The organism is Micromonospora sp. DT178 (assembly GCF_049841695.1).
In the GTDB taxonomy this organism is placed as follows: domain Bacteria; phylum Actinomycetota; class Actinomycetes; order Mycobacteriales; family Micromonosporaceae; genus Micromonospora.
The window spans coordinates 50,554-68,655 of record NZ_JBNCKV010000001.1; the positions used below are offsets into that span (position 1 = coordinate 50,554).

The window sequence follows — 18,102 nt, forward strand, 5'->3', positions numbered from 1 at the left end:
GAAGCGGGCGAGGCGAGGTGGTGCAATGGCGGGATCGTGGTTGCCGGGCATCGGCTCCGGCGCACCTGATCTTCGCCGGTCGGTCCTCGCCGCCGCGGTGATCGGGGTGGCGGTGATGGCCGCCGTCGACGAGATCGTCTTCCACCAGATCCTCGGCTGGCACCACTTCTACGACCGGTCCACCCCCTCCGTCGGGCTGCTCTCCGACGGGCTGCTGCACTCGGCCGAGCTGCTCGCCCTGGTCGGCGGCTTCTTCTGGTACGCCGACCTGCGCCGCCGGGGCGCCCTGGTGCCCCGGGCCGCCTGGGGCGGGTTCCTGCTCGGCGCCGGGGCGTTCCAGCTCTTCGACGGGATCGTCGACCACAAGGTGCTGCGGCTGCACCAGATCCGCTACGGGGTGCACCTGCTGCCGTACGACGTGGTGTGGAACGTGGCGGCGGTGGCGCTGCTGCTGCTCGGCGCGTGGGTGACCTGGCGGGTGCGGTCCCGCTCCGGCCGCGACGCCCGGTGACGGCGCTCGCGCACACCGGTGCCGCCGCCGGGCCGGCCCCGCTGCCGCTCGCGGCGGTCGCGTTGCTCGCCGCCGGCTACCTGCTGGCCGTGTCCCGGGACCGGCGCGGCTGGCGTCGCCGGCGTACGGTCGCCTGGCTGGCCGGCTGCGCGGTGCTCGCGGTCGCCCTCGGCCCGCTGGCGGGCGGGCCCGGCGACCCGCGCGTCCACATGGCCCAGCACCTGCTGCTGGGCATGGTCGCGCCGCTCGCGCTGGCCCTCGGCGCGCCGGTGACCCTGCTGCTGCGGGTCGTGCCGCCGCCGGTCGGCCGCCGGGTGGGCCGGTTCCTGCGGGCGGGGCCGGTGCACGTGTTCGCCCATCCGGTGACGGCGGCGCTGCTCACCACCGGCGGGCTGGCGTTGGTGCTGCTCACCCCGCTCTACGCGGCGGCCGAGCGGAACCCGGTGCTGCACCACGCCCTGCACGTGCACTACGTCGCCGCCGGCTACCTGCTCGCCTGGTCGGTGGCCGGCCCGGACCCGGCCCCGCGCCGGCCGGGCCTGGCGGTGCGGGCCGGCGCGCTGCTCGGCGCGGGGGCCGGGCACGCCGTGCTGGCCAAGTACCTGTACGCGCACGCCGCCACCCTGCCGCCCGGGCTGCCCGACCGGGACGTCGCGGCGCTGCGCGCGGCGGCCCGGTTGATGTACTACGGCGGCGACGTGGCCGAACTGCTGCTCGCCACCGCACTCTTCGCCGCCTGGTACCACCGGCGTCGGCCCCGCCCGCCGGCACCCGCCGTCGGGGAGGGCCCGCCCGGACGCGGGGCCGCCCGGGTCGCGCCCGTCAGCCGGTGTACGCCTTCCCGGCCGTCAGCCGGAGCGTGAACCCGCCGTCGTCGCGCTGCCAGGTCACGTGGTTGCAGGACTGGTAGGTGATCCAGAGACCGAGCCCGCCGGGGGCGCCGCCGGACACGGGGAGCAGCCCGCAGAACGGATCGCCCGGCCCCTCGCCGCCGTCGCTGACCGTCGCCACGATGCGGTCGTCGCCGGCCCAGACGCGCAGTCGGACCGGCGGCCTGCCGTGGCGCAGCGCGTTGGTGACGATCTCGCTGACCGAGACGACCAGATCCTCCAGGTCGACGACCGGCACCTGGCCCTGGTCGGCCTTGTGCACGGCGGCGCGCGCCTCGGCCGCCGTCGGGTCGGCCAGCTCCACGGCCGGCGGCTGCGCCTGGAGGGGGTCGGGCACGACCCGGGGGCCCTGCCGCAGGTACTCCCTCGGCGGCGTCCAGGTCGGGCTGGGCACGTGCCGCCCGTCGGGGGTGGCGAACCGGGGGTGCGTACGGGCCACGTCCGCCAGCACCTCCGGCGGCGTGATCCGGGTGTCGTACGCGCACATGCTCCACAGGGGGAAGTCGTCGTACGCGTGGTTTATCGCCGACTCGTAGCGGGCCCACCAGTCCCAGGTCGCGCCGAACGAGACCGGGGGCACCTCACCGATGATCCGGATCTGCCCGGCGCCGGCGGCCACCTGCTCGGCGAGGAGCTGACGGTAGGAGCGGATGGCGGCGGCGGGCCGGGCGTAGACGTCGCCGCCGGGCAGGAACTCGACCCCGGAACCGGCCGGCAGCGCCGAGCGGACCAGCTCGCCGGTGCGCTCGCCCAGCGCGACGAAGGTCGGCTCGCCCGCCTCGACGCCGCCCAGCAGGAACGGCACCGCCACGGCGAGCAGCTCGTCGTCGGAGTCGTAGCGCACGGCCTCGTGGTAGTAGCCGTGGTGGTGGGCGGCCGCACCGGTCCTCATGGCGTGATCTCCACCCGCAGACCGGGCAGGCGCAGCAGCTCCACCAGACGGGCCGCGGCCGAGCGGGGGGTGCGCAGCACGGCGGTCGCGCCGCGGAGGTGCGCGTACTCAGCCAGGATGGTCAGGGCGCGGTGGTCCACGAAGCGCAGGTCGGCCGCCGACAGCACCAGCTCGCCGTCGGTGGGCCGCAGGTCGGCGCGGTCCAGGGCGGTGTGGAACAGCTCGTGGTTCGACATGTCCAGCTCGCCGTCGAGCGCGGCGTGCCCGTCCGCGGGCGCCACGGCGTACAACCGGAACAGCAGGTCCTCGACGTTGGTCTGCGGATGCATGCAGGCCAGCTCGGTGACCGTGCGGTCGCCCAGCTTCAGCCGGTGGTAGGCGCACATGGCCTTGAACGGCCGGGTGCGCATGTAGCGGTCGATGAGGTGCTCGTAGCGGGTGAAGATGTCGAGCTGGGCCGGGGTGCGGACCAGCTCGGTGGCCTCCGCGACCACGCGCAGCCCGGTGTGGCCGGCGGCCAGTGCCCCGTCCGTGGCCGCCGCGTAGGCGGCGACCTGCGCCGCCGGGTCGACGACGTGGTCGGGCGAGTAGGTCGAGACCAGGGGGACCACCGCGGCGGCGCCCCGACTCACGGCGTCGGAGAAGCTCGGCAGCGCGCGCAGCCGCTCGGCCACCAGGTCCGAGGGGCGCGGCGTCACGTACCAGAAGCGCTCGCCGGCGGCGAGGCTCGTGGCGAGGTGGCGCTCCGCCTGGTCGGCCAGGGATTCCGGGTCGTCGTACGACCAGCAGATGTGACCGCCCTGCGCGGCCCGCCGCTCGCTGCTGGTCATGCTGACTTCCTCACGGCGACCAGTGTAGGTCGCCCGGGAACGGGTGCCGGGCCCGCGACCTGCCAGGACGCCAGGAGGGGGCTTTCGACCGGTTCGTCGCCCCGGGGCGGGCTCCCGGTCGGCTGTTCCGCTCTGCGCCGGCCGATGCCCGGTCAGGCGCTCCGCGCGCCGCTCAGGCGCTCGGTGCGGGGGAAGGACGCCCAGATGTTCTTGGTGGTGCCCGTGGCGTACCAGCCGACGTCGAGGGAGAGGGCGCGGGCCAGCTCCAGGCCGCGCCCGCCGTCACCGACGGGCCGGGCCTCGGCGAGCTGCGGCAGGGACCCCAGGTCGTGGTCGGCGACGTCGAGGATGAGGCAGTCGTCGGTGGCGAGCAGCCGGACGATGGTCGGCGGCATCCCGTGGCGCAGGGCGTTCGTGGCCAGCTCCGTGGCGATCAGCGCGACGAGCTCCGGAACCTCCTCCAGGGCCTCGCCCTCACCGAGCACGTCGCCGGTCAGTTCCTCGTGCAGGGACGCCCGCAGGGCACGCAGGTCCACCGGCTCCTGCAACGTCCACCGCCGCAGCTCAACGGCCTGCGGCGGGGGTGGGGAACTGCTCAGCTGGCCCATGGTCTCGTTCTACCCGATCTCCGGTCGGCTCATTCCACGGCTCATCGGTCGGCGCACCGGATCGTGGGTGCCCCGGGGCACTCCGGGACGGCAGCGGCGCACCCGCTCGGCGGCCAGCCGTCCCCCCACCGCCAGCCCGTGCCGCTCCACCGCCGTCAACCCGTACGCCCCGCAGGTCGGCGTGAAGCGGCACCGCCCCGGCCAGTGCGGCGACAGCCACCGGCGGTAGCCCCGGATCGCCGCCACCCCCGCCCGGTCCAGCACCGGCGCCCGGGTCGCCGCCGCCGTCGCCGAGCCGAGCATCAGCAGGGTGGAGAACAGCCCCAGATCGCAGCAGTCACAGCAGCCGTCGGGGTTCTTCGACTTCGACATGAGCCGTTGCTGCCGGCGGTTCTCGCGGGCCGTCTCGCGGAGGCGTCTGAACATGGCCCGATCATCGGCCACCGCGACGACCGGCGCGCCGTTGCCCTCGCAGCCGGTCAGCCGGTGGGACCCGGGCGCGGTGGTCGGCCCGGTCGACGGCCGGACGCGACCGTCACCGCCGGTGGCCGCATGCCGGGCGACGGTCGCGGGTAGTGCACAGGCAATGACCGAGAGGAGAACGCCGTGCCCAGCACCACGATGCCGATGCTCGAGACGTACCCGAAGTCGATCAATCTGGACCGGGCCAAGCTGGCCGCCGTCGTCGACGCACTGAACACCTGCGCCCAGGCGTGCACCGCCTGCGCCGACGCCTGCCTGAGCGAGGACATGGTCGCCGAGCTGACGAAGTGCGTACGGACGAACCTGGACTGCGCGGACATCTGCACGACGACCGCCCGGGTGCTGTCCCGGCACACCGGCTACGACGCCAACATCAGCCGCACCCTGCTGGAGGCGTGCGCCACCGCCTGCAAGTCCTGCGGCGACGAGTGCGCCAGCCACGCGGGCATGCACGAGCACTGCCGGGTCTGCGCCGACGCCTGCCGCGCGTGCGAGCGGGCCTGCCGGGACCTGCTCGCCACCATGAGCTGACTGGTCCGCGGACGGCAACGGCGCCGGCATCCCGCGCGGGGTGCCGGCGCCGTCGTGTCGGTGGTCAGCGCAGCCGGACCGGGCCGGCGTCGATCCGGACGCGGAACAGGGCGTACGGCTTGCGCCGCAGGTCCTGCCCGCGCTGGTACTTCGCCTGGCGGTGCAACTGGTTGGCGGTCACGTACAGGTGCCCGTCGCTCGCCACGGACATGGTGTCGGGCCAGAGCAGCCGGGGGTCGTGCACCACGGTCTCGTACTCGCCGTCGGGACGGCGGCGCAGCACCGCGTCGTGCTCGTACGAGGTGAGGTAGAGCCGGCCGGCGTCGTCGGTCTCCAGGCCGTCGGAGCCGCCGCCCTTGTCGCCCTCGTCCACCACCGACGCGGCGACCTGGTCGTCGGCCGCCGAACGGTCGGTGAGCGCGTCGGTGGGCACGCTGTACCAGCGCCGCGAGGCGAGCGGGCAGTAGTGCAGCCGGGCCCCGTCGGCGGAGATGGCGATGCCGTCCGAACCCATCGTCACCGGCTTCGGCGGCCCGTCGGCGGGGCGCTCCAGGAACGGCCGGCCCTCGACCACGGGCCGGAACGTCTCCAGCGGCTCGGCCTTCGTGGACGGGTGGTCGTGCAGCCGCCGCCAGGACGCGCCGCTGGCCAGGTCCACCACGATGATCCCGTTCGGGCCGGAGTCGGAGGAGTCGGTGATGTAGGCGACGCCCGCCTCGCCGCGGCGCAGGTCGAAGCGCACGTCGTTGAGGTAGGTGCTGGGCAGGGCGACGTCGGTCGGGAAGGTGATCACCTGGGCGACGGTGTCGGTGTCCAGGTCGACCCGGACCAGCTTCGGGCCGCCGGGCGAGGTGGGGCGGAACATCGGGCTGCCCGTGTCGAGGACCCAGAGCCGGTCGGCGGGGTCGACGACGATGCTCTGCACCGACACGAACGCCTCCGCGTCGTCGTCGCCCGACGGGCTGTTCCACCGCTGGTCGGGGAAGGGCACCTCGCGGCCGTCGCGCAGTTCGACCACCGTGGCGGGCACCTCGTCGCCCCACTTCGGGAAGTTGACGAAGATCCGGCCGGTGTGCGAGACGCTCACGCCGGTGGGCATCGGGCCGGTGAAGGCGTGGACGAGTTCCAGCTCGCCGACCGGCTCGGCGGCGACCGGCCCGCTCACGACGCGCCCCCGGGACGCGGCGCGGCCTCGTCCGCGACCCGGCGCGGATCCTCGTGGAGCACGTGCATGGCGTCATCTCCCTCTCGCGCGGGTTCGACCGTCGAGCTTCCCGGCGCCCACCGCCGCAAACCCTCCGCCCGCCTCTCCCGGGTGACCCGCCGGGGGTCGGCCAAACCCGGGGCTGCCGTGCGGGATCGCGGGGGGAGGCGCGGGCCCGGGGCCGGCTTCTCGAAGCGATCCGACGGCATATACCCGGAGGGGGTATGTATGGTGGGTCGGGAGGAGGCGCAGATGCCCCACGAGACGCACCACCACGACGGCCACCCGCCCCGCGCGACGGGTGCCTCCGACACGCACGCCGGCCAGCACGCCCACGGCGCGGGCGGGCACGCCGGGCACGACAAGCACGCCGGGCACGACCCGGAGATGTTCCGCCGGAAGTTCTGGCTGAGCCTGGCGCTCACCGTGCCGATCGTCCTGACCAGCGAGATGGTGATGGACTGGTTCGGCTACCGGCTGGAGTTCCCGGGCGTGGCGTGGGTCGGCCCGGTCCTCGGCACGGTCGTCTTCCTCTACGGCGGCTGGCCGTTCCTGGTCGGCGCCGTGCGGGAGGTGCGCGACCGGGCGCCCGGCATGATGCTGCTGATCGCGATGGCCATCACGGTGGCGTACGTCGCCTCGGCGGCCACCGCGCTCGGCGTCTTCGACCTGGACTTCTGGTGGGAACTCGCCGCCCTGGTCACGATCATGCTCCTCGGGCACTGGCAGGAGATGAAGGCCATCGGCCAGGCACAGGGCGCGCTGTCCGCCCTGGCGGCGCTGCTGCCCGACGACGCCGAGCGGGTGACGGCGGACGGCGGGGTCGAGCGGGTGTCCGTGGCGGACCTGCGGGTCGACGACCTGGTGCTGGTCCGGCCCGGCGCCCGGGTGCCGGCCGACGGCCGGATCACCGAGGGCGGCGCCGAGCTGGACGAGTCCATGGTCACCGGCGAGTCGCGGCCGGTCTCCCGGGGCGTCGGGGACCGGGTGGTCGCCGGCACGGTGGCCACCGACGCGGCGATCCGGGTACGCGTGGAGGCGGTCGGCGAGGACACCGCGCTGGCCGGCATCCAGCGCCTGGTGGCCCAGGCCCAGCAGTCCAGCGGTCGCGCGCAGGTGCTCGCCGACCGGTTCGCCGCCTGGCTGTTCTACGTCGCGACCGTGGTGGCCCTGGCGACCCTGGTGACCTGGGCCGTGCTCGGCGACCCCGGTGCGGCCGTGGTGCGTACCGTCACCGTGCTGGTGATCGCCTGCCCGCACGCGCTGGGCCTGGCCATCCCGCTGGTGATCGCGCTGTCGACCGCCGTGGCGGCCAGGGGCGGGATCCTGGTCAAGGACCGGCTGGCGCTGGAGCGGATGCGCACGGTCGACGCGGTGCTGTTCGACAAGACCGGCACCCTCACCCGGGGCGAGCACGTGGTGTCGGGGGTGGCGGCCACCGGGGACGGCAGCGAGGACGAGGTGCTCGCCCTGGCGGCGGCGGTGGAGGCGGACAGCGAGCATCCGCTGGCCCGGGCCATCGTGGCCGCCGGGGCCGAGCGCGGCGCGGCCCGGCGGGCGACGGGGTTCCGCTCGCTGACCGGGCGCGGCGTCCGCGCCGAGGTCGACGGCACGGCGTACGCCGTCGGGGGTCCCGCCCTGCTCCGCGAGCTGGGCGCCGAGGTGCCGGACGACCTGGCCGACCGGCAGGGCGAGTGGTCGCGCCGGGGCGCGGCGGTGCTGCACCTGCTGCGCCTCGACGGCGAGACGGCCACCGCGCTCGGCGCCCTCGCGCTGGAGGACCAGGTCCGCCCCGAGGCCCGGGAGGCGATCGCCGAGCTGCGGGAGCAGGGCGTCGGCAAGATCGTAATGATCACCGGGGACGCCCGCCCGGTCGCCGAGGCGGTCGCCGCCGACCTCGGCTTCCGTCCCGGCGTCGACGAGGTCTTCGCCGAGGTGCTGCCCGCCGACAAGGACGACGCCGTGGCCGACCTGCAACGGCGCGGGCTGCGGGTGGCGATGGTCGGCGACGGGGTGAACGACGCCCCCGCGCTGGCCCGGGCCGACGTGGGCATCGCCATCGGCGCCGGCACCGACGTGGCGATCGAGTCCGCCGGGGTGGTGCTCGCCTCGTCCGACCCGCGGGGCGTCACCGGCGTGATCCGGCTGTCCCGGGCCTCGTACCGCAAGATGATCCAGAACCTGGGCTGGGCGGCCGGCTACAACGTCGTCGCCCTTCCGCTGGCCGCGGGCGTGCTGGCCTGGGCCGGGGTGACGCTCAGCCCGGCGGTCGGCGCGATCCTGATGTCCGCCTCGACGATCGTGGTGGCGCTCAACGCCCAACTGCTGCGCCGCGTGCGCCTGCGCCCCCGGGAGGAGTGAGCGGCGCGGCGTCCTCGCCGATCAATCGGATTGTCTTGACAAGAAAAACTGTCGGTGGGACGCTGTGGTCATGTTCGACATCGCAGTGATCGAGGATCCGGCGGCGGCCGAGGCGTCGCTGGACCCGATGCGGGCCCGGCTGCTGGCCGCGCTCGCCGAGCCGGCCTCGGCGACGATGCTCGCCGCCCGCGTCGGCCTGCCCCGGCAGAAGGTCAACTACCACCTCCGGGCGCTGGAGCAGCACGGCCTGGTCGAACTGGTGGAGGAGCGCCGGAAGGGCAACGTGACCGAGCGGGTCATGCGGGCGACCGCGGCGTCGTACGTGATCTCGCCCGCGGCCCTCGCCGCCGTGCGGCCCGACCCGGCGCAGTCGCCGGACCGGCTGTCGGCGCGATGGCTGCTGGCGCTGGCCGCCCGCCTCGTGCAGGACGTCGGCGCGCTCATCACCGGCGCCGAGCGGGCCAAGCAGCGGGTGGCGACGTTCGCGGTCGACGGCACCGTCCGGTTCGCCTCGGCGGCCGACCGGGCGGCCTTCGCCGAGGAACTGGCCGCCACCGTCACCGCCCTGGTCGGCAGGTACCACGACGAGAACGCCCCCGGCGGCCGCGAGCACCGGGTGGTGGTCGCCCTGCACCCCAGCGCCGACCCCGACGACAGCACCGCGAACGAGGAGCACTGACTGACATGGGACACCACTTCGAGCTGCGCAAGGACGTCGAGCTGGCCGCCACGCCCGAGCAGGTGTGGGAGGCCATCGCCACCGGTCCGGGCATCGACTCCTGGTTCATGGGCCGCACCGAGGTCGAGCCGGGCGAGGGGGGCCGGACCCGCCTCACCATGGCCGGCCACGTCGAGGAGTCGACGATCACCGCGTGGGAGCCCGGCAAGCGGCTCGCCGACCGCACCGCGACGGCCCCGGACGGCACCTTCATGGCGATGGAATACCTCATCGAGGGCCGCGAGCGGGGCAGCACGACCCTGCGGCTCGTCCAGAGCGGCGTCCTCGGGGACGACTGGGAGACCGAGTACGAGGCGATGGGGGTCGGCTGGGACATGTACCTCGGGACGCTGGCCGCGTACCTCGCCCACTTCCCCGGCCGGACCGCGACCCCGGTCTCGGCCTTCCGCCCGGGCGTCGGCGGCGCGGACCGGGCGTGGGCGGCCGTGGCCGAAGCCCTCGGCGTCGCCGGTCCGCTCGCCGAGGGGCAGCGGGTCCGGTTCACCGTCGCCGGGCTGCCCCCGATCGACGGCGTCGTCGACCTGGCCGGCCTCCCGACCTACGTCGGTGTCCGCACCCCCGACGCGCTCTACCGGTTCCTCCACTCCGGCGCCGAGCGCGGCGACGCCCTGGTCCTCGGCCACCACGTCTTCGCCCCCGGGCAGGACCCGGCCCGGAGCGAGCGGGCCTGGCAGGACTGGCTGGTCGCCCTTCCCGTCGGCTGACCCGACGACAGGAACGCCGGGCAGGCGCTGCCCGGTGGGAGCCGGGCCGTCCCCGCCGGGCGTCCGGGTGTGGTCAGGGCGTGAGGACGAGGCGCCCGCGCAGGCCGCCTCCGGCGAGGCGGTCGTGGGCCACGCCGACCTGGTCCAGCGGCAGGGTGTCCGCGACGCGCGGGCTGAGCCGTCCCGCGCCCACCAGCGCGGCCAGTTCGGTCAACCGCGCGCCGTCGGCGAACACCTCCTGCACGACGACGCGCGTGGCCCGCAGGGGCGGCGGCGCGAACGGTGCGACCAGGGCCACGAAGGTGCCCTCCGGCCGCAGTGCCTCGTGCGCCGCGACGCCGACCACCGCGGCGTCGACCACCGCGTCGACGCCACCGGGCACCTTTCGGCGTACGGCCTCGGCGAGCCGTTGCGTGCGCGGCACGAACCAGGTCGCGCCCAGGCCGCGGACGACCGCTTCGTCGTCGGAGTCGGCGACGGCCACGGTGCGCACGCCCCGCATGGCGGCCAGTTCGAGCAGCAGCCCGCCGACGCCGCCCGCGGCGCCGGTGACGAGCAGCGTCTGCCCGGCGCGCAGGCCCGTGAGGGTGAGCGACCGGTCGGCCGTGAGCCCGGCGAGCGGCAGGGCGGCGGCCCGCGCGGCGGGGACGCCGGCCGGCACCGGGGCCACCGCGCGGTCGTCCAGGACGACGTACTCCGCCTGGGCGCCGCCGGCCGACAGCACGTCGCGCAGGCCGATCACCTGGTCCCCGGGGGCGAACCGGGTGACGCCGGGGCCGACCTGGTCGACCTGCCCGGCCACGTCCCAGCCGAGCCACACCACCGGGGCGGGGGCGAGCAGGCCGGCCTCGCTGAGCGCCCCGTTGCGGGTGGACAGGTCGATCCGGTTGACCGCCGCCGCGGTCACGCGGACGCGCACCTGGCCGGGCCCGGCCTCCGGCACGGGTACATCGACGATTTCCAGGACCTCGGGGCCGCCGAAGCGGCGTACGGCAACAGCCTTCATGCCGCTCACGCTAGGGCTGCTACTCTCCGACGGTAAGTAGGTACCCGAAGGTGCGTAACCCTCCCGGAGGTCCGTCATGGCGACCCTCAGCGCCGCCCAGCTGCGGGAGCACCAGCGCGACGAGTACAACGCCTTCCTCGCGCAGTGCCCGGGTCACCAGCTGCTGGCGACGCTCAGCGACAAGTGGGTGACGCTGGTCCTCGCCGCCCTCGCCGACGGGCCCCTGCGCTACAGCGACCTGAGCCGCACCATCCCCGGCGCCAGCCAGAAGATGCTGACCCAGACGCTGCGCAAGCTGGAACGCGACGGCCTGCTCACCCGCACCGTCACGCCGTCGGTGCCGGTGCGCGTCGATTACGGGATCACCGCGCTGGGCCGTACCCTGCTTCCGATCCAGCAGGCGATCAAGAACTGGGCCGAGACGCACATCGAGCAGGTTCATCGCGCCCGCGCCGCGTACGACCGCGGCGCCGCCGGCTGACCGTCGCGCTCCCACGCGGACGGGGTGTGGCCTGGGCGACACAGCCGGTCGGCGCTTGTTGCATAAGATTGGCAATTGCGGAATGCTGGCGTTAGTGGCCGGCTGCCCCGGCACGCGATGATCCAGACCATCGCCGGGGCGTCCGCCCGCTCGTGACCGTGGACCGCCGCGGGCACGGTCGGTCAGATCAGGACGCCGGCCCCGGCGTGACGCCGGGCGGTCGCGCGAAGAACAGACCCGGGAGCATGTGATGGGTACGCCTGTGTCCAAGCGCGTGGCGGCGGTGGCCGCCGCCGGTGTCCTCGCCGTGGCCGGCTGCTCCTCGCCGACGACCACGTCGACGGGCGCGGCCGGCGCCGGCACGCTCGTCGTGGCGACGGCGGGTGAGCCGGACACGTTGAACCCGGTGCTGAACTACGGCGTCGACGGCGGCTCCCTGATCTTCGACGGGCTGGTCGCCCGCGACGCCCGCAACGAGCTGGTGCCGGCGCTGGCCCGGGAACTGCCGACCGTGTCGGCGGACGGCAGGACGGTCACCGCGAAGCTGCGCGACGGCGTGCTGTTCCACGACGGCAGCCCGTTCACCGCCCAGGACGTGGTCTTCACCTACCAGGCGGTGCTGGACCCGAAGGTCGACTCCACGCTCCGCTCCGACTTGGACATGCTCGCCTCGGTCACCGCGCCCGACCCGTCGACCGTGGTGTTCACCCTGAAGTACGCCTACGCGCCGTTCCCGCAGCGGCTGGCCCTCGGGATCGTGCCGGCCAAGGCGCTGGCCGGGCAGGACATCAACAAGGCCGAGTTCAACCGCAAGCCGGTGGGCACCGGCCCGTACCGGGTGACGTCGTGGACCCCGGGCGACCGGCTCGTGCTCGCGGCCAACGAGAGCTACTGGGGCGGCAAGCCCGCCAACGGCGGCGTGGTGGTGGCGTTCGTCGCCGACGACAACGTACGCGCGCAGCGGATGCGGGCGGGGGAGTTCGACGTGGCGGAGCTGGCGCCGAAGCTGACCACCGGCTTCGACGGGCAGGCCGGCTACCGGGTGCAGCGGGTGCCCACGGCCGACTACCGGGGCGTGATGCTGCCGATGGGCAACCCGGTCACCGCCGACCTCGCGGTGCGGCAGGCGCTGAACGCGGCGGTGGACCGCGCGGCGATGGTCACCGGGCTGCTCGGCGGGGCGGGCGAGCCCGCGTTCGGGCCGGTCCCGCCGACGTCGGAGTTCGCCGAGCCGTCGATCGCCGGCAAACCCGCCGCCGACCCGGCCGCCGCGACCGCCGCCCTCGACGCCGCCGGCTGGCAGCCGGGCCCGGACGGAATCCGCGCCAAGGGCGGCCGGCAGGCGGCGTTCGCCCTGATGTACCCGGCCACGGACAGCCTCCGCAAGGAACTCGCCCTCGCGGTGACCGCCGACGCGAAGAAGGTCGGCATCAAGATCACTCCCGAGGGTCTGACCTGGGACGCGATCACCCCCCGGATGAAGAGCGACGCGCTCGTCATGGGCTACGGCACGCCGTACGACCCGGACTTCGTCTCCTACAAGCTCTTCGGCTCCGCCTTCGCCGGTCAGGGCTTCTTCAACCCCGGCTCCTACCGGTCGCCGGTGGTGGACAAGGCGTTGCAGGACGGCCGCGCCAACGCCGACCCGGCCGCCCGCAAGGCCGCGTACGCCACGTTCCAGAAGCAGCTCGCCACCGACATGCCGTGGGTGTTCCTCACCTACCTCCAGCACACCTACGTGGTGAAGGACGGGCTCGCCGGGGTGACCCCCCGGGTGGAGCCGCACGAGCACGACGTCGCCAACAGCCTCTGGTGGAACATCCACACCTGGACGAGGAAGTCGTGACGACGCCCGCCCCGACAGCCGCGCCGGCACCGGCGAGGCCCACCCCCCGGCGTCGGACGCGCCGGATGGCGGGAGCCGGCGCGGTGGTCCGCCGACGGCTGCTGGTGGCCGTGCCCATCCTCGCCGCCACCAGCGTCGGCATGTTCGCCCTCGGCGCGGCCTCGCCCATCGACCCCGCCCAGCAGTACGCGGGCGCGGCGGCGTTCACCACCAGCGAGGAGAACCTGGCGCAGATCCGCGCCAACTGGGGTGTCGACGACCCGCTGCCGGTGCAGTACCTGCGCTGGGTGGGCAACCTGCTCCAGGGCGACCTGGGCTGGTCCACCAGCCGCCACGAGCCGGTCACCTCCGTGCTCGCCGCCCGTGCCGGCTGGACCCTGCTGCTCGTCGGCGCCGCACTCGCCCTCGTCCTCGTGGCGAGCCTGCTGCTGGGCACGCTGGCCGCGTACCGGCGTGGCGGCTGGTTCGACCGGGCGCTGCGCGCCACCGCGTACGCCGTGCAGTCGATGCCGGTGTTCTGGATCGGGCTGGCCGCGATCGCCCTGTTCGCCCTCACCCTCGGCTGGCTGCCGGCGGGCGGGCTCACCGACATCACCGCCACCGGCACCGACCCCGTCGACGTGGCCCGGCACCTGATCCTGCCGGTGGGCGTGCTGGCGATCGCCCAGATGCCGTGGTTCGTCCTGTTCATCCGGGACGCCGTCGCCGACAGCCTCCGCGACGACCACGTCCTCGCCGCCCGGGCCCGGGGCCTGCCCGGCCGCACCGTCCTGTTCGGCCACGCCCTGCGTACCGCGCTGCTGCCGTTCCTCACCCTCGTCGGCACCCACCTGCCGGAGCTGATCGGCGGCGCCGTCCTGGTGGAGACCGTGTTCTCCCTGCCCGGCCTCGGCGCGGTCACCGTGCAGGGCGCGCTGGGCAGCGACTTCCCGCTGCTGGCCGCCACGACCCTGGCCACCACCGTCGTGGTGCTGGCCGCGAACCTCGGCACCGACCTCGCCTACGCCGCCGCCGATCCCCGGGTACGCCTCGATGACTGACCTCGCCCTGCCCCTGCGGGTCCGGCGGCCGAAGCCGCGTACGGGCCGGGTCGGCGCCGCCGTCGCCTGGGCCGTGCTCGTCGGCGCGGGCCTGGCCTGCCTCCTCGCCCCCGTCCTCTGGCCGCTCGACGAGAGCGCGGTGGACCTGGCCCGGACCCGGCTCGCGCCCTCCTGGGCGCACCCGGCCGGCACCGACGACCTCGGCCGCGACGTGGCCCACCGCAGCCTCTACGGCCTGCGGGTCTCGCTGCTCGTCGGCGCGGTCGCCGCGCTCGTCGCCACCGTGATCGGCGGCCTCGTCGGCGCGGTGGCCGGCACCCTCGGCGGCTGGGTCGACCGCGTGCTGATGCGGGTGGTCGACACCATCGCTGCGCTGCCGCACCTGCTGCTGGGCATCTTCATCGTCGCGATGCTGCGGCCGAGCCTGGGCGCGGTGATCCTGTCGATCGGGCTGACGCACTGGCTCTCCACCGCCCGCATCGTCCGGTCCGAGCTGCTCAGCCTGCGCACCCGGCCGTTCATCGACGCCGCGATCTCCGGCGGCGCCAGCCGGGCCCGGGTGATCACCCGGCACCTGCTTCCGCACGTGCTGCCCCGGTTGGCGCTGGCCACCACGCTGATGGTGCCGCACGCCGTCTGGCACGAGACCGCGCTGTCCTTCCTCGGCCTCGGCCTGCCCCCGCACCTGGCCTCGATCGGCAACATGATCAACGACGGGCAGCGGTCCCTGCTCACCGGCGCCTGGTGGGCCAGCATCGTGCCCGGCCTGCTCCTCGTCGTCGTCACGCTGGCCCTGGCGGCCCTCACGGGCCGGTGGCGCGACCGCCTCGACCCGCGCGTACGAGCGGAGCTGAACCTGTGACCACCATCCGCGAGCCCGCCCCCGCCGACACCATCGCCCCGGCCGACAACGCCGGCCCGGGTGGCACCGCCGGCACCGGCGAGACCGCCGGCAGCGCCGGCCCGGGTGGCACCGCCGCCGACGGTCGGCCCGGCCTGCTGGAGGTCGACGGGCTGACCGTCCGCTTCCAGCTCCGCGACGCCGTCGTGCAGGCCGTCACCGACCTGCACCTGACCGTCCACCCGGGCGAGCTCCTGGCGGTTGTCGGGGAGTCCGGCTGCGGCAAGTCGGTGCTCGCGCACGCCCTGCTCGGCCTGCTCCCCGGCAACGCCACCGTCACCGGGCACGCCCGCCTGCGCCCGCCCACCGGGGCGCAGGTCGACCTGGTCGGCTCCTCCGAGCGCCACCTCGCCCGCGTCGTACGCGGCCGCGCGGTCGGGCTGGTGCCGCAGAGCCCCGCCACCGCCCTGACCCCCGTACGGACGGGCCGGCGGCTGCTGGAGGAGACCCTGCGCGCCCACGGGCACACCCGGCGCGAGGCGCCCGCGGCGGCCGAGCGGGTCGCCGCCGAGGTGGGTCTCGACCCCGCCGACCTCGACCGCTACCCGCACGAACTCTCCGGCGGCATGGCCCAGCGCCTGGCCACCGCCCTCGCCCTCGCCCCGGACCCGCCGCTGCTGCTCGCCGACGAACCCACCACGGGCCTCGACCGGCCCCTGGTCGACCACACCCTCGACCTGCTGCGTCGCCGCTGCGACGCCGGCGGCGCCGTCCTGCTCATCACCCACGACCTGGCCGCCGCCCGCCGGGTCGCGGACACGGTCGCCGTCATGTACGCCAGCCGGATCGTGGAACGGCGGCCGACGGCCGAGTTGTTCGCGGTGCCCGCCCACCCGTACACCGCCGGCCTGCTCGACGCCCTGCCCGAGCGGGCCTTCCGGCCGGTCCCCGGCCATCCGCCGATGCTCACCGACCTGCCTCCGGGCTGCGCCTTCGCCCCGCGCTGCGACCGCGCCACCGACGTCTGCCGCACCCCGCCCGCACCCCCGGCGGGTGGACCGGGCAGAGTCGCCTGCCACCACCCGCTGACCCTCGGAGCGCCGGCATGACCAGCACCGCCGGGAGCGCCGGCATGACCAGCACCGCCGGGAGCGCCGGCACGACCAGCACCGCCCTCGCGGCCCACGAGGTGGCGGTCTCCTACGGCGGCCGGCGCGTCCTCGACGGCGTCGACCTGCGCGTCGCGCCCGGCGAGACGGTCGGCCTGCGCGGGCCCTCGGGCAGCGGCAAGTCCACCCTCGCCCGGGTGCTGGCCCTGCTGCACGCCCCCGAGGCCGGGCACGTCACCCTCGACGGCCACCGGGTTGCGGGTTCCCGGCACCGGGTGCCCGCCGCCGTCCGTACCCGGGTCGCGATCCTGTTCCAGAGCCCCCGCGCCGCCACCGATCCCCGGCTGGGCCTCGCCGACATCATCGCCGAGCCGCTGCGCGCCACCGGCACGCCCGAGGAACCGGCGCGGGCCCGGGCGGCGGAGCTGGCCGACCTCGTCGGCCTCACGCCCGACCTGCTCGCCCGCCGCCCGCACGCGGTCAGCGACGGGCAGCTGCAACGCGCCTGCCTCGCCCGCGCGCTCGTGCACCGGCCCGACTACCTGCTCTGCGACGAGGCCACCGCCATGCTCGACGCCTCCACCCAGGCGCACCTCGCGGCCGTCATCACCGACTACCAGCGGCAGCACGCCGCCGGGGTGCTGCTCATCACCCACGACCCGGCGCTGATGGCCCGCTGGGCCACCCGGGTGGTCGACCTGCCGACCGCCGCGCAGCCCTGACCGGCGCGCCCTCCCGACAGCCCCCGGCGGACCGTCCCTGACGGTGTTCGTCACGTGACTTTCGGGGCGGTCGGCGGCTAGGGTGACGCTGCCGTGGTGCTCGGGAAGCCGGTGCAAGACCGGTGCGGCCCTCGCCACTGTGATCGGGAAGTTCGCGGCCCTCGTCGTACGAGGTCACTGGGCGTAACCCGCCTGGGAAGGCCGGCCACGGACGCACCTCCCGTCAGCCAGGAGACCGGCCACGGCACTGCGATGACCCGTCCACGAGGTGTTGGAAGGCGGTCCCGATGCGCGTGCGCGCAGTGCGGTCCACCCTGTCCCGGCGCGTTGCCGCGCCCCTGTCCGTCCTCGTCGTCCTGCTCGCCGGGTGCGCCACGGACGCCCCGGCCACGACGCCCCCGCCGTCCGCCGCTCCGGTCGCGCTGACCAACTGCGGTACGCCGGTCACCGTCGCCGCCCCGCCCGAGCGGGCGGTGACCCTGAACCAGCCCGCCACGGAGATCATGCTGGCGCTCGGCCTCGCCGACCGGATGGCCGGCACGGCGTACCTGGACGACGCGATCCTGCCGGAGCACGCCGCCGCGTACGCCGCCGTGCCGGTGCTGTCGGACAGGTACCCGGCGAAGGAGAAGCTGCTGGAGGCGGCGCCGGACTTCGTCTACGCCTCGTTCCACAGCGCCTTCGGCGACGAGGGCGTCGGCGACCGCGCCGCGCTCGCGGGGCTCGGCATCGGCACGTACCTCTCGCCGGCCGGGTGCCCGAAGCAGCACCGGCCGGCGAAGCTGACCGTCGAGGACGTGTTCGCCGAGATCCGGGACGTGGCGGCCGTCTTCGGGGTGCCGGAGCGGGCCGAGAAGCTCATCGCCGACCAGCGGGCCCGGATCGCGACGGCCGCCGCCCGGATCGGCGGCGCGCGGGACGTGTCCGTGCTCTGGTGGGACGCCGGCGCCGACGCCCCGAGCGTGGGCGCCTGCTGCGGCAGCCCCAACATGATCATGTCGGCGGTCGGGGTGGGCAACGTGTTCGGCGACCTCACCGGCGGCTGGGCCGACACCAGCTGGGAGGCGGTCGTGGACCGCGACCCCGGCGTGATCGTGCTGGTCGACGCGGGCTGGGACGCGGCCGCCGCGAAGCGGGCCTTCCTGACCCGCCACCCCGGCCTGAAGGAGCTGCCGGCGGTGGCCCGGCAACGGTTCGTCGTCATCCCGTTCTCCTCCACCTCCGCCGGGGTGCGCGTCGTGCTGGGCGTCGAGGCGCTCGCCGCGGGCGTGGCGCAGCTCCCCGCCGGGGCGGACCGCTGACCG

At 75.3% G+C, this 18,102-nt stretch carries 19 protein-coding genes and 1 riboswitch; of the genes, 13 read left to right on the top strand and 6 right to left on the bottom strand.

What is annotated here, in order from left to right; all coding sequences use genetic code 11:
* The first annotated feature begins 25 nt into the window (after positions 1 to 25).
* Positions 26 to 511 (top strand): DUF2243 domain-containing protein, encoded by a 486-nt coding sequence (locus ACLQ22_RS00250; protein WP_425690519.1) that lies wholly within the window; start codon positions 26 to 28, stop codon positions 509 to 511.
* The gene (locus tag ACLQ22_RS00255; RefSeq protein ID WP_425690520.1) at positions 508 to 1,374 is read left to right on the top strand and encodes a cytochrome c oxidase assembly protein; all 867 of its coding nucleotides are present in this window, start codon (positions 508 to 510) and stop codon (positions 1,372 to 1,374) included. The genes ACLQ22_RS00250 and ACLQ22_RS00255 overlap by 4 nt, the downstream gene beginning before the upstream one ends.
* On the opposite strand, the gene ACLQ22_RS00260 is transcribed toward ACLQ22_RS00255, so the two are convergent.
* From ACLQ22_RS00260 to yidD, 4 genes are all read right to left on the bottom strand, one after another.
* Complete coding sequence (locus tag ACLQ22_RS00260) at positions 1,334 to 2,293, bottom strand: anti-sigma factor RsbA family regulatory protein (protein WP_425690521.1); 960 nt, start codon at positions 2,291 to 2,293, stop codon at positions 1,334 to 1,336. The genes ACLQ22_RS00255 and ACLQ22_RS00260 overlap by 41 nt on opposite strands.
* On the bottom strand, positions 2,290 to 3,123 hold the full coding sequence (locus ACLQ22_RS00265) for an MEDS domain-containing protein (protein ID WP_425690522.1): 834 nt from the start codon (positions 3,121 to 3,123) through the stop codon (positions 2,290 to 2,292). The genes ACLQ22_RS00260 and ACLQ22_RS00265 overlap by 4 nt, the downstream gene beginning before the upstream one ends.
* A gap of 152 nt (positions 3,124 to 3,275) precedes the next feature.
* On the bottom strand, positions 3,276 to 3,731 hold the full coding sequence (locus ACLQ22_RS00270) for an ATP-binding protein (RefSeq protein ID WP_425690523.1): 456 nt from the start codon (positions 3,729 to 3,731) through the stop codon (positions 3,276 to 3,278).
* Between the two features lie 9 nt (positions 3,732 to 3,740).
* Positions 3,741 to 4,157 carry a membrane protein insertion efficiency factor YidD gene (yidD, locus tag ACLQ22_RS00275; protein ID WP_425690524.1) on the bottom strand — a complete coding sequence of 139 codons (417 nt, stop codon included), beginning with the start codon at positions 4,155 to 4,157 and terminating at the stop codon, positions 3,741 to 3,743.
* Between the two features lie 180 nt (positions 4,158 to 4,337).
* Here yidD and ACLQ22_RS00280 point away from each other — a divergent pair, with 180 nt between their 5' ends.
* Positions 4,338 to 4,745 (top strand): four-helix bundle copper-binding protein, encoded by a 408-nt coding sequence (locus ACLQ22_RS00280; RefSeq protein ID WP_233599695.1) that lies wholly within the window; start codon positions 4,338 to 4,340, stop codon positions 4,743 to 4,745.
* 64 nt (positions 4,746 to 4,809) lie between these two features.
* Here the strand turns inward: ACLQ22_RS00280 and ACLQ22_RS00285 are convergent, their stop codons facing one another.
* Positions 4,810 to 5,910 (bottom strand): L-dopachrome tautomerase-related protein, encoded by a 1,101-nt coding sequence (locus ACLQ22_RS00285; RefSeq protein ID WP_425690525.1) that lies wholly within the window; start codon positions 5,908 to 5,910, stop codon positions 4,810 to 4,812.
* A gap of 291 nt (positions 5,911 to 6,201) precedes the next feature.
* Here ACLQ22_RS00285 and ACLQ22_RS00290 point away from each other — a divergent pair, with 291 nt between their 5' ends.
* The 3 genes from ACLQ22_RS00290 to ACLQ22_RS00300 all read left to right on the top strand — a co-directional run bounded on the left by ACLQ22_RS00290 (position 6,202) and on the right by ACLQ22_RS00300 (position 9,753).
* The gene (locus ACLQ22_RS00290) at positions 6,202 to 8,310 is read left to right on the top strand and encodes a heavy metal translocating P-type ATPase (protein WP_425690526.1); all 2,109 of its coding nucleotides are present in this window, start codon (positions 6,202 to 6,204) and stop codon (positions 8,308 to 8,310) included.
* 70 nt (positions 8,311 to 8,380) lie between these two features.
* The gene (locus tag ACLQ22_RS00295) at positions 8,381 to 8,989 is read left to right on the top strand and encodes an ArsR/SmtB family transcription factor (protein ID WP_192581427.1); all 609 of its coding nucleotides are present in this window, start codon (positions 8,381 to 8,383) and stop codon (positions 8,987 to 8,989) included.
* Between the two features lie 5 nt (positions 8,990 to 8,994).
* A complete protein-coding gene (locus ACLQ22_RS00300; RefSeq protein ID WP_425690527.1) occupies positions 8,995 to 9,753 on the top strand; it encodes an SRPBCC family protein in 759 nt (252 codons plus the stop codon).
* Between the two features lie 73 nt (positions 9,754 to 9,826).
* Here ACLQ22_RS00300 and ACLQ22_RS00305 read toward each other — a convergent pair whose 3' ends face one another.
* A complete protein-coding gene (locus ACLQ22_RS00305; protein WP_425690528.1) occupies positions 9,827 to 10,759 on the bottom strand; it encodes an NADP-dependent oxidoreductase in 933 nt (310 codons plus the stop codon).
* A 76-nt stretch (positions 10,760 to 10,835) separates the two neighbouring features.
* Here ACLQ22_RS00305 and ACLQ22_RS00310 point away from each other — a divergent pair, with 76 nt between their 5' ends.
* The 7 genes from ACLQ22_RS00310 to ACLQ22_RS00340 all read left to right on the top strand — a co-directional run bounded on the left by ACLQ22_RS00310 (position 10,836) and on the right by ACLQ22_RS00340 (position 18,099).
* Positions 10,836 to 11,240, top strand: coding sequence for a winged helix-turn-helix transcriptional regulator (locus ACLQ22_RS00310; protein WP_151455135.1), 405 nt, complete (start codon positions 10,836 to 10,838; stop codon positions 11,238 to 11,240).
* A gap of 250 nt (positions 11,241 to 11,490) precedes the next feature.
* On the top strand, positions 11,491 to 13,086 hold the full coding sequence (locus ACLQ22_RS00315) for an ABC transporter substrate-binding protein (protein WP_425690529.1): 1,596 nt from the start codon (positions 11,491 to 11,493) through the stop codon (positions 13,084 to 13,086).
* A 65-nt stretch (positions 13,087 to 13,151) separates the two neighbouring features.
* Positions 13,152 to 14,126: an ABC transporter permease gene (locus ACLQ22_RS00320; protein ID WP_425690530.1), complete on the top strand. Its 975-nt coding sequence runs from the start codon at positions 13,152 to 13,154 to the stop codon at positions 14,124 to 14,126.
* A complete protein-coding gene (locus ACLQ22_RS00325) occupies positions 14,119 to 14,988 on the top strand; it encodes an ABC transporter permease (protein ID WP_121396925.1) in 870 nt (289 codons plus the stop codon). Before ACLQ22_RS00320 ends, ACLQ22_RS00325 begins: the two co-directional genes overlap by 8 nt.
* Positions 14,985 to 16,076 carry an ABC transporter ATP-binding protein gene (locus ACLQ22_RS00330; protein WP_425690531.1) on the top strand — a complete coding sequence of 364 codons (1,092 nt, stop codon included), beginning with the start codon at positions 14,985 to 14,987 and terminating at the stop codon, positions 16,074 to 16,076. Before ACLQ22_RS00325 ends, ACLQ22_RS00330 begins: the two co-directional genes overlap by 4 nt.
* Positions 16,073 to 16,798, top strand: a complete 726-nt coding sequence (locus tag ACLQ22_RS00335; protein WP_425690532.1) for an ABC transporter ATP-binding protein — start codon at positions 16,073 to 16,075, stop codon at positions 16,796 to 16,798. Before ACLQ22_RS00330 ends, ACLQ22_RS00335 begins: the two co-directional genes overlap by 4 nt.
* A gap of 77 nt (positions 16,799 to 16,875) precedes the next feature.
* Positions 16,876 to 17,056, top strand: a riboswitch (cobalamin riboswitch).
* A gap of 29 nt (positions 17,057 to 17,085) precedes the next feature.
* Positions 17,086 to 18,099 carry an ABC transporter substrate-binding protein gene (locus ACLQ22_RS00340; RefSeq protein ID WP_425690533.1) on the top strand — a complete coding sequence of 338 codons (1,014 nt, stop codon included), beginning with the start codon at positions 17,086 to 17,088 and terminating at the stop codon, positions 18,097 to 18,099.
* Positions 18,100 to 18,102 lie beyond the last annotated feature (3 nt).

Coding starts and splice junctions, on each gene's coding strand:
- ACLQ22_RS00290 (WP_425690526.1), top strand. CDS start 6,202: ATGCCCCACGAGACGCACCACCACGACGGCCACCCGCCCCGCGCGACG.
- ACLQ22_RS00320 (WP_425690530.1), top strand. CDS start 13,152: ATGGCGGGAGCCGGCGCGGTGGTCCGCCGACGGCTGCTGGTGGCCGTG.
- ACLQ22_RS00315 (WP_425690529.1), top strand. CDS start 11,491: ATGGGTACGCCTGTGTCCAAGCGCGTGGCGGCGGTGGCCGCCGCCGGT.
- ACLQ22_RS00310 (WP_151455135.1), top strand. CDS start 10,836: ATGGCGACCCTCAGCGCCGCCCAGCTGCGGGAGCACCAGCGCGACGAG.
- ACLQ22_RS00335 (WP_425690532.1), top strand. CDS start 16,073: ATGACCAGCACCGCCGGGAGCGCCGGCATGACCAGCACCGCCGGGAGC.
- ACLQ22_RS00300 (WP_425690527.1), top strand. CDS start 8,995: ATGGGACACCACTTCGAGCTGCGCAAGGACGTCGAGCTGGCCGCCACG.
- ACLQ22_RS00265 (WP_425690522.1), bottom strand. CDS start 3,123: ATGACCAGCAGCGAGCGGCGGGCCGCGCAGGGCGGTCACATCTGCTGG.
- ACLQ22_RS00260 (WP_425690521.1), bottom strand. CDS start 2,293: ATGAGGACCGGTGCGGCCGCCCACCACCACGGCTACTACCACGAGGCC.
- ACLQ22_RS00270 (WP_425690523.1), bottom strand. CDS start 3,731: ATGGGCCAGCTGAGCAGTTCCCCACCCCCGCCGCAGGCCGTTGAGCTG.
- ACLQ22_RS00295 (WP_192581427.1), top strand. CDS start 8,381: ATGTTCGACATCGCAGTGATCGAGGATCCGGCGGCGGCCGAGGCGTCG.
- ACLQ22_RS00325 (WP_121396925.1), top strand. CDS start 14,119: ATGACTGACCTCGCCCTGCCCCTGCGGGTCCGGCGGCCGAAGCCGCGT.
- ACLQ22_RS00305 (WP_425690528.1), bottom strand. CDS start 10,759: ATGAAGGCTGTTGCCGTACGCCGCTTCGGCGGCCCCGAGGTCCTGGAA.
- yidD (WP_425690524.1), bottom strand. CDS start 4,157: ATGTTCAGACGCCTCCGCGAGACGGCCCGCGAGAACCGCCGGCAGCAA.
- ACLQ22_RS00250 (WP_425690519.1), top strand. CDS start 26: ATGGCGGGATCGTGGTTGCCGGGCATCGGCTCCGGCGCACCTGATCTT.
- ACLQ22_RS00340 (WP_425690533.1), top strand. CDS start 17,086: ATGCGCGTGCGCGCAGTGCGGTCCACCCTGTCCCGGCGCGTTGCCGCG.